This is a genomic window from Streptomyces sp. Ncost-T10-10d, from assembly GCF_900091955.1.
Lineage (GTDB): Bacteria > Actinomycetota > Actinomycetes > Streptomycetales > Streptomycetaceae > Streptomyces.
Genome location: NZ_FMDF01000220.1, coordinates 55079 through 68034, shown reverse-complemented (window position 1 = coordinate 68034; position 12956 = coordinate 55079). Strand labels below are relative to the sequence as shown.

General features: G+C 69.6%; 8 protein-coding genes and 2 pseudogenes. 3 read left to right on the top strand and 7 right to left on the bottom strand.

Annotated features, from left to right (window positions below; translation table 11 throughout):
- Positions 1-20: 20 nt before the first annotated feature.
- Both GA0115254_RS39195 and GA0115254_RS39190 read right to left on the bottom strand, forming a co-directional pair.
- Positions 21-3032, bottom strand: coding sequence for a glycoside hydrolase family 2 TIM barrel-domain containing protein (locus GA0115254_RS39195; protein WP_093900017.1), 3012 nt, complete (start codon positions 3030-3032; stop codon positions 21-23).
- Positions 3033-3062: 30 nt separating this feature from the next.
- Positions 3063-4091 carry a LacI family DNA-binding transcriptional regulator gene (locus GA0115254_RS39190; RefSeq protein WP_176740474.1) on the bottom strand — a complete coding sequence of 343 codons (1029 nt, stop codon included), beginning with the start codon at positions 4089-4091 and terminating at the stop codon, positions 3063-3065.
- 189 nt (positions 4092-4280) lie between these two features.
- On the opposite strand from GA0115254_RS39190, the gene GA0115254_RS39185 reads away from it, so the two are divergent.
- Positions 4281-6467: an NHL repeat-containing protein gene (locus tag GA0115254_RS39185; RefSeq protein ID WP_093900015.1), complete on the top strand. Its 2187-nt coding sequence runs from the start codon at positions 4281-4283 to the stop codon at positions 6465-6467.
- A gap of 394 nt (positions 6468-6861) precedes the next feature.
- Here GA0115254_RS39185 and GA0115254_RS39175 read toward each other — a convergent pair.
- Positions 6862-7209: pseudogene (locus GA0115254_RS39175) on the bottom strand (transcriptional regulator); the annotation flags it as partial.
- On the opposite strand from GA0115254_RS39175, the pseudogene GA0115254_RS47025 reads away from it, so the two are divergent.
- Positions 7205-7387: pseudogene (locus tag GA0115254_RS47025) on the top strand (short-chain dehydrogenase); the annotation flags it as partial. The pseudogenes GA0115254_RS39175 and GA0115254_RS47025 overlap by 5 nt on opposite strands.
- Before the next feature lie 77 nt (positions 7388-7464).
- On the opposite strand, the gene GA0115254_RS39165 reads toward GA0115254_RS47025, so the two are convergent.
- Positions 7465-8094 (bottom strand): DUF4253 domain-containing protein, encoded by a 630-nt coding sequence (locus GA0115254_RS39165; RefSeq protein WP_256103009.1) that lies wholly within the window; start codon positions 8092-8094, stop codon positions 7465-7467.
- Positions 8095-8741: 647 nt separating this feature from the next.
- Here GA0115254_RS39165 and GA0115254_RS39160 point away from each other — a divergent pair.
- Entirely contained in the window at positions 8742-10556 is a 1815-nt protein-coding gene (locus GA0115254_RS39160; RefSeq protein WP_093900012.1) for an ABC transporter ATP-binding protein, read from the top strand.
- A gap of 92 nt (positions 10557-10648) precedes the next feature.
- On the opposite strand, the gene thiD is transcribed toward GA0115254_RS39160, so the two are convergent.
- Genes thiD through thiM form a run of 3 tightly spaced genes read right to left on the bottom strand, consistent with a single transcriptional unit; the run spans position 10649 to position 12935 of the window.
- A complete protein-coding gene (gene thiD / locus GA0115254_RS39155; protein ID WP_093900011.1) occupies positions 10649-11446 on the bottom strand; it encodes a bifunctional hydroxymethylpyrimidine kinase/phosphomethylpyrimidine kinase in 798 nt (265 codons plus the stop codon).
- Positions 11443-12120, bottom strand: coding sequence for a thiamine phosphate synthase (gene thiE, locus GA0115254_RS39150; RefSeq protein WP_093900010.1), 678 nt, complete (start codon positions 12118-12120; stop codon positions 11443-11445). Before thiE ends, thiD begins: the two co-directional genes overlap by 4 nt.
- Positions 12117-12935, bottom strand: a complete 819-nt coding sequence (thiM, locus tag GA0115254_RS39145) for a hydroxyethylthiazole kinase (RefSeq protein WP_093900009.1) — start codon at positions 12933-12935, stop codon at positions 12117-12119. Before thiM ends, thiE begins: the two co-directional genes overlap by 4 nt.
- Positions 12936-12956: the final 21 nt, after the last annotated feature.

Sequence of the window (12956 nt, the reverse complement as noted above, 5' to 3'; positions counted from 1 at the left end):
CAGCCGCCGAGGCCCGCGGATCACCCTACGCCATCGCCGGCCTCCCCTTCGATGGGCCTGATCCCGAGAGTGAAACGGGCCGGAACCGCGGCCAGATGATGCCGTGGCTGGACGGAAGGCCCACAGGAGCCGCTGCCGAGGCCGTGGTGTTCGAGGTCGAGGTTGAGGTGGACGAGGCCGTCGGGTTCCAGGCCGGCGGCGTGGGCCGCACTCTGCAACGCCTGTGTGGACCAGGGTTTCACGGTCAGGTCGAACCACGGGCCGCCGGTGATCTCGATGCCGCCGGTGCCGTAACCGCCGGGACGGGAACGGGTGAGGCGGGCCCACCGGAGGTGTCTCCGGTTGCCGTTCTCCTGCGGGCGCACGTAAGGGGTCTGCATGGCTTCGACGGTGCTCTCGTACCGTCCGAGCCGCACCGCGGTGTCGCTGTCCCGGTAGGCCTCACCGGGTCCGAGGCCGAACCAGGCGACCTGGTCGAACTCGCCCGGCAGGGTCATCGCGACGCCGAGCCTGGGCAGCGGGACGGGCCACGGCCGCGTCGGTGCGGTGTCGATGGTCAGTACGAGCCGGTTCCCGTCCTCGGCACTCCAGTGGTAGTCGGCGAGCAGGGCGAGGTCCGAGCCCGCCGGGGAGATCCTGGTCCGTACGGTGATCCCGTCGAAGTCCGTCTCGACCGCCAGGACCTTGTGCTGGAGGCGGTCCAGTCCGGCCTGCTGCCATGCCACGCCCAGCGGTGAGAACCGGTCGTTGTCGATCGGCGCCCGCCACACATCGACTCGGGGCCCGCGCAGGGGCAGTTCGCCGAGGCGGACCAGGGTTCCGGTGATCGCGTCGAACCGGGCGGCGCCCAGCGTGATCGTGTCACCGTCACGGCGCGGTTCCGTGACCCGGCCGCCGCCTCCGCGTGCCGGTGGGGCATCCGGCAGAACGGCCTGCGGGGCACTGTCGGCGCCCGGACCGATCTGGGTCCAGGCAACGGTGTGGCCGGCGTCGGCCCAGGGTTCGTTCGCGGCGAGTTCGGCGCTCACGGTCAGCCAGTGTTCTCCTGGCCCGGCCGTGTCGACGGCCTTGGCCAGGGAGTCGGGCCGGTCGACAGGGCTCTGCGCGCCGGGCCCGATCACCGGGACGTCCCACTCGCCCTCGGCCACGGGGACACCGTCCACCTCCAGGCGCCAAGTCCACCTGAGATAACCGGTGTCACGTGTGTGGTGGAGGTTGCGGACCACGATGCCCCGGCCCGGAGCGGCCTCGATCCTGACCGGCTCGATGACCTTTGCGTACTCCAGGAGTCCGGGCGAGGGGGTGCGGTCCGGGAACAGCAGCCCGTCGATGACGAAGTTGCCGTCGTGGACGGACTCCCCGAAGTCCCCGCCATAGGCGTGATACAGCGTTCCGCCGATGCCTCGCCGCGCGATGCCATGGTCGATCCACTCCCAGACAAAGCCTCCGGCCAGTCGCGGATGTGCCTCGAACAGTTCCTGGTACTCACGCAGTCCGCCGGGCCCGTTGCCCATGGCGTGCCCGTACTCGCACAGCAGCAACGGCATGGCGCGCCGTCGCGCGTCGTTCGCGGGGTCACCGGTCAGCGGTTCCTGTCCGCAGGCGATCGCCGCCACCGTGGAATGGTCCGGGTACATCACCGAATAGAGGTCGGTGCAAACACAGTTCTCCCAGTCGCCCTCGTAGTGGATGAGGCGGTCCGGGTCCCGGTCGCGGATCCATGCGGCCATGGCCTCCAGGTTCGCCCCGGTGCCCGACTCGTTGCCCAGCGACCAGATCACAACGCTGGGATGGTTCTTGTCCCGTTCCACCATCCGCTCGGCCCGGTCGAGCAGCGCCGCCCGCCAGGCCGGGTCGGCACCGGGATTGCCCCGCCAGGCGTTCTTCGAGAAACCGTGCGTCTCCAGGTCGCATTCGTCGATCACCCAGAGCCCGTACTCGTCGCACAGGTCGAGGAAGGCCGAATCCGGCGGGTAATGACTCGTTCTGACTGCGTTGATGTGATGCCGTTTCATCAACAGCACGTCGGCGAGCATCGTCTCGTATGCCAGTGTCCGTCCGGTGACCGGATGCCATTCGTGCCGGTTGACGCCACGGAACAGCAGTGGCTTGCCGTTGGCGCTCAGCACGCCGCCCTCGACCGTGATCCGCCGGAAGCCGATCCGGATCGGCACACGTTCCGCCGCCGTCGTCAACTCGCCCCGATAGAGGTGTGGTTGTTCGTCACTCCAGGGCGTGACACCGGCCACGGTGTGCGGTCCGGCCGGGTCGGCGTCGACGAGCCCGAGTTCCGGGACGGTGAGCCGGGCTTCCTCGCCCTCGACGTCGATGCGCAGCGTGCCCAGGCCCGTGCGGTGGTCGTAGTCGGCGTGGACGAAGAAGTCGGCGATGCCCCCGGCGGGCCGGGCCAGCAGCCGCACCGAGCGGAAGATCCCCGACAGCCACCACATGTCCTGGTCTTCCAGGTAGGTTCCGGCGGACCACTGGTGCACCCGGACCGCCAGCACATTACGTCCGGGGCACAGCACGTTCGTGACATCGAACTCGGTCGGCAGCCGGCTGCCCTTGCCGTCGCCCAGCCGCACCCCGTTCAGCCAGACCGCGAAACACGAGTCCACACCCTCGAACCTGAGGACCGCCGCTCCCCCGTCGGCGAAGCCCTCTTCGGCCTCGAACTCCCGGCGGTACTCCCCCGTCGGGTTGTCGTCGGGCACCCGGGGCGGGTCGACCGGGATCGGGTACGTGATGTTCGTGTAGGCGGGTGCGCCGAACCTCGTGGGCCCTGGCAGACCGTCCATCTGCCAGCACGAGGGCACCGCGATGCGGGTCCAGGCGTCCGCGTCGAACGCGGGGTTCTCGAATCCCGGGGTCAGGTCGTGCAGCCCGGCGGCCGGCCGGAAGCTCCATGAGCCGTCCAGTTCGATCGCCGGTGCGTCGGAGCGGAACGACGCACGGGGCCGTGCCCGGCCGTTGCCGGGTGACACGTCCTCGACGTACGCGTTCGCGGTGCGGCAGAGCTGCGTGTGGTCCATCGGTTCGGCTGTCCTTTCCCTGCGTTCGGATCAGTTCGGCATGGGGGGCGGTGCCGTCGACGCGCGGACCTCGAGGGTGCTGGGCGTGACGTTCTCGCGTTGCGCCGGGGGCCGTCCGTCCAGGACGTCGAGCAGGATCCGCGCGGCCAACCGGCCCACGTCGGCGCTGTGCAGGCTGACGCTGGTCAGCGCGGGGTCGACGAGTTCCGCGGCTGTGGTGTCGTCGAAGCCCGCCACGGATACGTCCGTCGGCAGGGCTCGTCCGTGCTCGCGCAGCCAGCGCATCGCGCCGAACGCCATGCTGTCGTTGAAGGCGAAGATCGCGGTGGGCGGCTCGGGTCGTGTCATCAGCCGTCCGGCCGCGGCGTAGCCGGACGCGGCGGTGAAGTCGCCGTGTTCCACCAGGTCGTCGGGGATCGTACGGCGGGCATCGGCGAAGGCGCGACGCAGACCTCGCAGCCGGGCGGCCATGGCGAGCCGGTTCTCCACCGGGCCGTTGACGACGCCGATGCGGCGGTGTCCCAGGGCGAGCAGGTGCTGGGTGACGGCATAGGCGCCGCCCTCGTCGTCGGGATGGACGCGGTAGACGTCTTCGTCGGTGTAGCCGATGACGACGGTGGGATAGCCGGCCGACCGCAGCGCGGGCAGCGCCTCCCCGCCGGCCCCGGCCTCCACGAGCAGCCCGTCGACCTGGCGGCGCCGGGTGAAGCGCCGGTGGGCCGAGGCCGCGTCGTCGGGCACCTCGCGGGTGGACAGCAGCAGGCCGTAGCCGCGGGCGGCCAGTTCTTGGTCCGCGCCCCCGACCAGGCGGATCAGGTGGTCGTTGGAGAAGGCGAAGCCGGGGTTGTGCGGAAGGACGACGCCGACGACCTCGGTGCGCCCGCTCGCGAGGGCGCGAGCGCCCGCGCTCGGGCGGTAGTCGAGCACACGCATGGCGGAGAGCACCTTGTCCCGAATGCCGTCGGTGACCGTGGGGTCGCCGTTCACCACCCGGGAGACCGTCTGGTGCGAGACACCCGCCTTGGCCGCGACGGTGCGCAGTGTCGGCCGACCGGACACTCGAAGACCCCTACTCGATGACCGTTCACTTGAGGAGCATCGGATCATACGGCTCGTGGTCACCCAGCGGAAGCTGACTCACATGGATTGACGCACTGCTTGAGCGACTCTATCTTCAACGACGTCAAGTGAACGGTCACTTGACGTCTGAACAACCGGAAGAGGCTCGCCGAGCAAAGGATCCTGATCATGAGCGACAGGACGCCGGAACGTAACCTCCCCTCACCCAGCAAGAGCGCGGTGACCCGCCGCCAGGCGCTGGCCCACGGCAGGAACGCCGCGATCGCCGCAGCACTTGCCGGTGCGTTCTGCATCGAGAGCGCTGCCACCGCGGCAGCTGCGGACGACGCCGCGTCAGGAAAGCTCGCCGCACCAACGCCGGGCGCCTCCCCGTACGTCACCGCGTCCGACGTCGTCACCTCCTGGACCGGGAACACGTTCTCCGGAGCCACCGAGTGGGTGCAGGACTTCATCTTCAACATCGCCGTCACCCCCGACGGCGCGGTCTATACCGTCAGCTTCTGGGACGAGGCCGGCAACTATGCCGGTATCTACAAGGACGGCCACCTCGTCGGGAACTGCAAAGGCGCCAACGGCGACGCGGTCGCGGTCAACCGGTCCTACGCCTACCTCACCGTCGGCAACGGTCTGACGCGCTTCAATCTGAACGGCACCGGCACGTCCTTGACGTTCAACGTGGGCAGCCCGCCGGCCGCAGCGGCCGCTTCGGCGACGCAGGTGGTGGCCACCGACCGGGTGTCCAACCAGGTGAAGGTGTTCGACGCGGCCACCGGATCGCTCCTGCGGAGCTGGAGCGTCAACAAGCCGGGGGCGGTCGCGATCGACGCCGACGGCGGCATCTGGGTCGTCGAGAACGTCACACGGGACACGAACGACGGACACTTCTGGCACATCGATTCCGCGCGCCCGGCGAGGATCCTGCACTTCTCCAACACCGGGACCGCGTTACCGGGAACCATCAACGGGCCTGTGGGCGGCTGGATCCCGACCTCGCTGGCGATCGACGTCCATGGCGACCTGCTGGTCGGCGACAACGGCCCACTCCGCCAGGTGCACACGTACGGCAACCTTTCCGGGACGCCGGTGCTGGCGCGAAGCCTGGGCCTCGCCGGCGGTATCGGGGCCGGAACGCCGGGCCGCAACATCGCCGACAAATTCTTCGGTATCACCGGAGTCGGCGGTGACTCGGCGGGCAACGTGTACGTCGCCATGTGCGAGTTCGGGTCATGGATCCGCAAGTTCGACCCCCTGGGAAACCTGGTCTGGCAGCTCCAGGGGAGCGCCTTCGTCGACGCCGCCGACTTCGACCCGCAGTCCGACGGGCTGGACATCTACACCAAGCAGTGCCATTACCGCATCGACGTCACGAAGCCACCGGGGCGCGATGCCGCCTGGCGCGGCTACTCCCTCGACTCCGTCAAGTACCCCCAGGACGCACGCCTGTTCCTGACCGGACACCAGCACCACGCCGCTTCTCCGACGCTGGTGCGCAAGAACGGCTCGCTGTACATGTACATCACCGGCATGTACTCCTCGCACCTGCTCATCTACCGTTTCGAGGGCGAGATCGCCAAGCCGTCCGGTGCGTTCTTCAAACAGCACTGGACCGGCGACGACCCCACATGGCCGCCGTACCAGCCGGCACAGGGCGAATGGATCTGGCGCGACCTGAGCGGGAACGGGGCGTTCGAAGCCGGCGAATACCTCCAGACGGGCACCGGCCAGAACTCCCCGGGCAACTGCTGGGTCTGGTTCGTCGACACCAATGGCGACGTCTGGGAGGGCGGGGACCGCAACCTGCGCCGCTTCCCCCTGCAGGGCTTCGACACCCAGGGCAACCCGATCTACGACTACGCCAGCATGGTGACGGTCCCCCTGCCCGCGCCGTTCACCACTGTCCGCCGCCTGCACTACGACGTTGCCGGCGACGTCATGTATATGTCCGGGTACACGCCCACAGCACCGTTCGAGAACGCTTACTGGAAGGAGGCCGGCAAGGTCCTGGCGCGTTATGACCGTTGGAGCACCGGCAACCGAACGGCAACCTGGACGATGCTCCTGCCATGGGACACCGCGGCGACACCGGGCGTGACCACGGTGGGCCTCGCGTGGGCGGGCGACTACATCTTCACGGTCGGTGTCCAGACCCGCGGCCAGGTCTGGGTCTGGAGGGCCGGCGACGGAAGCGCCGTCGGCAGTTGGCTCCCCGGCAGCAACGTCGGCGGCGTCACCCGGACCGGGTGGGTCGACATCCCCTACGGCATCTCCGCGGTCCGGCGCTCCACCGGGGAATACCTGGTCAACGTCGAGGACGATCTCTTCAACAAGGTGCTGCTCTACCGTTGGGTCCCCTGAGCGTCATCCTGATGGCCAGCCCTTCGTACAATGAGTTGGGTCAAGGCCCATGACGAAGTCGCCCTGTTTCGGTTGCATGGCCTCGGGGCCGGTCTCCTCGACGCCCCCGAGGCACTCCGCCCCCATGGGGACGCCCTCGTCGCTGGCAGGCGTGCAGCGGTGGGGCAGGTCCGACCCGCACACGACCGCATCGGTGGGCTCCACGATGCGCGGGGCGGGAACCTCTCCGACCCGCATGTCACCTGCGCCGTACATGAAGCCGTACATGAAGGATGCGCCGGAACCTTGATTCCCCCTGCTCCGGAGTTCCCGGGCTTGTTCGCCTTGCGTCCCCGCCCCAGGCCGGTGACCTGCGGACGGAAACCGAGAGGGAGGATTGGTTGTGGCAGGGCGGCTATCCGATGAGTGTCTGGGTACCGACGACGGCGAGGAGCGCAAGGTGCTCGGCGTCCCGGGTGCCGGGCTCGGCGGTGCAGATCATGATGCGCAGGTCGCTGCCCGCCACGCTGAGCACGTCGCAGTCCAGCGCCAGGGGCCCCACCTGTGGGTGCTCGATGGTCTTGCGCCCGGCCTCGTGCTGACCCACGGCGCCCGCATCCCAAAGTCCAGCGAACCTGTCGCTGTTCGTGCGCAACTCTGCGACCAGGCGACACAGTTGCTGGTCGTCCGGGTACCGGCCGGCGGTGATTCGCAGGTCGGCGACCACCGCGGTCTCCATCGCGCGCCGGGACTGCGGTGTGTGCAACGTCAGCAGCGGCCGGGCCTCGCTGACCCGGCTCACCACTGCGGGTGCCCCCTCGTACGCGTGCCCGGGCGTGGCCTACCCGGCGTCGAAGACAGCGGTCAACGTGATCACCGTGCAGTACACGAAGGCATTCCCGAACATGCGGATCAACGCCGTGGAGCCCGGCTTAACGCAAGCCCGAGCACTTCCTTGCCTTCGCAGGCATCGCCGCCGCGCTGATCTGCTACCACTGCCTCACCAAAGAGACGGCTCTCAGTCCCACCAGAACCGCCATTCGCGATCCTTCATGAGCTCCTCGTGATACGTGGACCAGTCCACTTCCGGGTATTCGTAGAAGATGTCCGGGCAGGTGAGGTAGTGCTCCGCAGCAAGGACACGGGCCTGGTGGACGTCTGTCGGCGGAGCAGCAACCGAGACATACAGGCTTCCATGCCCAAGGCCCACAACACGGACACCAAACCGGTCCTCCCAGGAGCGCAGCACAGCCGACAGCTCCTGCGCAGTCATGTGATTGGTCATGCCGAGCCAACTCAGGGCAGCGGGCGCGTCAGCGCCCCGCGCGACCTGGACGAGTGCGAGACACCGGGCTCGGCCGTCGCGGGCAACTGCGGTCGCCAGTGCCGCCGCGCACGCGTCAGCGTCGGTCACAGTTGCGGCAGGTGTCGCGAGGCCTGGCCACTCCTTGAAAGGTGGCCACGCATCGTCCGTCCACTCGCTGCGGAAGTATGAGGCGGCATCGGCGGCAACCTCGTAGTCACCGCCCACGGGCTCGACCGAATCGTCGGGGTACTCGAGCAGCAGCGGGTAGAGGTTGGTCTGAGAACGGCGGGAGTACAGCCGCATCCACCAGTCGGCCGCGTCCGAGACCGGCCCGTCGCTCATCCACACCACCGGATGCGGAGGATGACACGGTCCCGTCAGTCTGCCTGGCGGCAAGTCGTCCAGCAGTCGCTTCAGATCTTCACTCGAAGGTTCGGGCATGACCGGAATCTACGCGGCGCCTCTGACAGCGCCATCAGAAAAGAACATCTGACGCGCTCCGGTGGTTGGCCTCTGCGACCTCCATGGCAGCCCGATGACTCTCCCTCGCCCGAGTCAAGACCGTGCGCATCTGCCATCGAGCCACGATCACGCTGACGGAAATGACCTCCCAGGGATCAGGATCGCCGCACACCAGCAAGGTTCATGGCGGGCACGCTTCCGGGCGTGAAAATGGGCCGCTCCCCGGCGGGGTACTCGTCGGGGAGCGGGCCTCGCCGGCGCCTGCGCAGCGGCTGCGGGTCACCGTCGGCTGAAAAAACGCTTGGACACCGCGGGCGGCCCCGCGGGACACTGCGATTCCTGGCCTCCCCGTACTCGCACGGATGCATCGCCACGAGCAGCGCGGGGGCTCCGCCGTCGTGCCCCGCCTTCGGAAGACGACCTGGGCGAAGGCACTCACTCGAACCGGAACTCCGCACGGACATGAGGCAACGACTTCTCCCCGGAGAAGCGCGTGACGAGCTGCCGCAGGACAACACAGGGGTGGTATGGGAGTGCCTGAATTACGCGAGGTTCCGCCCGGCGGGGGCTCGGTGCTCCTCGCCCTTCGTTACTACGGGCGGGAGTTGGCCCGGCTCAAGCGGCTGACGGTGCCCGCGATGCTGCTGCCGGCGCTGGGCAATATCGGCATCAACTACATCGCGCCGCTGCTCGTCGCGAAGCTCGTGGGCCGGATCGCCGGCGACTCCGGAATCACCATCGGCTCGACGCTGCCCTACATTCTCGGCTTCGCCGGCGTCCTGCTGCTCGCGGAGACGCTGTGGCGCGTCGGCCTGCACTGCCTGAACCGCCTCGACGCTCTCGGCATCGAGCACCTGTACGTGATCGGGATGGACGAGCTGTTCGCCAAGGACGCCACGTTCTTCCACGACAACTTCGCCGGGTCGCTGACCAAGCGGGTCCTGAGCTTCGCGTCCCGCTTCGAGGAGTTCGTCGACACACTGACGTTCTCGGTCGTGGGCAGCTTCGTGCCCCTGTTGTTCGGCTCGGTGGTGCTCTGGCGCTACGAACCGCTTCTCGTTGTCGGGCTCTTGGCGATGATCGCACTGACGGCGCTGTGCGTGACCCCCCTCATCCGCCGCCGTCAGACGCTCGTCGACCAGCGTGAGGAGGCAATCGCCCGGGTGTCGGGCCACGTCGCCGACAGCCTGATGAACATGGACACGGTCCGGGCGTTCGCCGCCGAGGAGCGCGAGGCCGCCGAGCACCGCTCCCGCGTCGCGGTGTCGCGGCGGCTCACGTTGCGGTCGTGGGACTACGGCAACCTGCGCATCGACACACTGGTAGCGCCGATGTCCGTGCTGACCAACGCGCTGGGCCTGCTGCTCGCGGTCGCGATCGGCGGGGGCGGGCACGGCGTGGAGGCGATCGTGGTCGCCTTCACGTACTACACGAACGCCACGCGGATCATGTTCGAGTTCAACCAGATCTACCGCCGCCTGGAGAGCTCGATGACGGAAGCCGCTCAGTTCACCGAACTGCTGCTGAGGCCACCGACCGTTCTCGACCCGGCCGCGCCGGAGCCGCTGCTGTCCCGGACCGCTGATGTCCACTTCGAGCACGTGACCTTTGCCCACGCAGGCGCCGAGCCGCTCTTCGAGGGCCTCGACCTGGCTGTGCCCAGCGGGGCGAAAATCGGTCTCGTCGGCCGGTCCGGCGGGGGCAAGACCACGCTCAGCCGGCTGCTGCTGCGCATGGCGGACATCGACGCCGGCCGCATCCTGATCGGGGGGCAGGACATCAGCATGCTGCGCCAGGCCGACCTGCGCAGCCTGATCGCCTACGTGCCGCAGGACCCCGCGATGTTCCACCGCACGCTGCGGGACAACATCGCGTTCGCCCGGCCGGACGCCACCGACGCCGAGATCCGCCGCGCGGCCGAGGCGGCGCATGTCACAGAGTTCGCCGACGCGCTGCCGGAAGGCTTCGACACCATGGTGGGCGAGCGCGGTGTAAAGCTGTCCGGCGGACAGCGCCAGCGGGTCGCCCTCGCCAGGGCGATCCTGCGCGACGCGCCGATCCTGCTGCTCGACGAGGCGACCAGCGCACTGGACTCCGAGAGCGAAATCCTCGTCCAGGAGGCTCTGTGGCGGCTCATGGAGGGGCGGACTGCGCTCGTGGTGGCACACCGGCTGAGCACGGTCGCCACCATGGACCGGCTCGTCGTCCTCGACCGCGGACGGATCGTCGAGCAGGGCACGCACCAGGAGTTGCTCGCGTCGCACGGCGCCTACGCGAAGCTGTGGCAGCATCAATCGGGCGGCTTCCTCGACGACACCCCCGCTCGGGCCGACCTGCGCTGAACGCGAGCCCGGTGCCCGCGCCGAACTCGCCACACAGGCACCGCACGGCGAGGCCGTGTGGCGACCGGCGGTGCGGGAATCATCGACCGGCGTCAGCTGCGCGCGTGGATCCGCCACCCGTGGTCCACCGGCCCGATGCCCGCCCCCAGCGCGAACCCGGCCGCGATCGCCGCGGTGACGTACTCCTTGGCCCGGCGCACGGCATCCGGTACCGGGCGGCCCTGTGCCAGGCCCACCGCGATGGCCGAGGCGAGCGTGCAGCCCGTGCCGTGGGTGTGCCGGTTGTCGTGCCGCGGAGCGCGCAGCCAGTGCTCCTCCTCGCCGTCCGTCAGCAGGTCCGCCGCCTTGCCCGGCAGGTGGCCGCCCTTCACCATCACCCAACGGGGCCCGTACGTGAGCAGCCGTGCGGCGGCGTGGCGCATGTCTGCTTCGTCCGTCACCGTGATGCCGGTGAGCTGCGCGGCCTCGTCGAGATTCGGCGTGGCCACCGTCGCGACCGGCAGCAGCGCGGTCCGTACGGCATCCAGCGCGTCGTCGGCCAGCAGCTTGTCGCCGTGCTTGGACACACTCACCGGGTCCACGACAACCGGGGCCGCCACGTCCGACAACAGCTCGGCGACCGCCGTGACCAGCTCGGGCGAGGACAGCATCCCCGTCTTGACCGCCTGGACACCGATGTCGTCCACGACACTGCGGTACTGCGCGCGCACCGCCTCCACGGGGAGTTCCCATGCGCCCTGCACGCCCAGAGAGTTCTGTGCCGTGACAGCCGTGAGCACGCTCATGCCGTGGGCGCCGAGCGCCAGCATGGTTTTCAGGTCGGCCTGGATTCCGGCTCCTCCGCCGGAGTCGGATCCGGCGATCGTCAGCACGCGGGGCGGCGCGGTCATATGTGGCTCTCCTCTCGGTTGCGGGTCCATGCCCGGGCGTAGGCGCGGGCCGCTGCTCGGGGGTCCTCGGCCGCGCAGATACCGGAGACGGCGGCGGCACCCGCCGCCCCGGCATCCCGCAGGCGCGGCAGGTCGGCCGGGGTGACGCCGCCGATGGCCACGACCGGCAGATCGCTGAGCCGGGCGAGGCGGGCGAAACCGTCATGGCCGAGTGCCGCCGGGGCATCCGCCTTGGTCCGGGTCGCGTGCAGCGCGCCGATGCCGATGTGGTGGACGCGTGCCGGACCTTCGGCGGCGGCGCGCAGTTCGCCGGGGCTGGCTGCGCTCAGGCCCAGGACCGCGTGCTCACCGATCAGTTCGCGTACCGCGGCCGGCGGCAGATCCGACTGGCCGACGTGGACCCCGGTGACGCGCGCCCCGGCTGCCCGGGCCGCCAGGAACACGTCCACCCGGTCGTTGATGATCAGCGCCACCCGTTCGGGGACGACGGCGGCCACCTCCAGGACCGTCCGCAGGAACTCCCTTCCGGCGGCGTGCTTCTCCCGGATCTGCACGGCGGTGACGCCGCCGGCCACGGCCCGGGCGACGGTCTCGGCCACGCTTCGGCCGCGGGCCGCGCACTGGGCCGCGTCCGTGACCAGGTAGACCGACAGATCCACCGGTGCCGCGGTCACGAGAGCGCCGCCTGCTGGGCGAGGTCGGATTCCTCCAGCGCGGCGAGCGCGTCGAGGAACGAGACGGCGAAGCTGCCGGGCCCGGATGCCTGCTTCGCGGCGAGCTCGGCTGCGACCGTGTACGCGGTGACGGCGGCCACCGTCGCGGTGAAGGGGTCCTCGTCGACCGCCGCGAAGGCTGCCATCACCGCACCCAGCGCACAGCCGCCACCCGTCACCCGGGTCAGCAGGGCATGCCCGTGGGCAATCCGGGTACTGCGCGCCCCGTCGGTGACGAAGTCGACAGGCCCCGACACGGCGACCACGCAGTCGGTCGTACGGGCCAGCGCGCGTGCTGATTCCTTCGCGGCCTCGACGCCGTGGGAGGAATCCACGCCACGACCGCCACCGCCCGCGCCCGCGAGTGCGATGATCTCGGACGCGTTGCCCCGGATGACTGTCGGCCGCAGCTCCAGGAGCTCTCGTGCCAGCGCGGTGCGTACCGGCAGGGCGCCGACCGCAACCGGGTCGAGCACCCACGGTGTACCGGCCGAGGCCGCCGCCCGCGCGGCCTCGACCATGGCGGAGCGCTGCTCGGCGTGCGGGGTGCCGAGATTGACCAGGACGCCCGAGGCGATCCGGGCGAACGGGCCGGCTTCTTCCGGAAGGTCGACCATGGCCGGTGAAGCGCCCAGCGCCAGCAGGACGTTGGCGGTGAACCCGGTGACCACCGAGTTGGTCAGACACTGCACCAGCGGGGAGTCCGTCCGCACGCGTACGAGGGCCTGCGGGACAAAGACGGTGTGATCGGCGGATGTCGAGGATGTCGAGGGCATTCGAAGTCGCTCCGTGCGGGA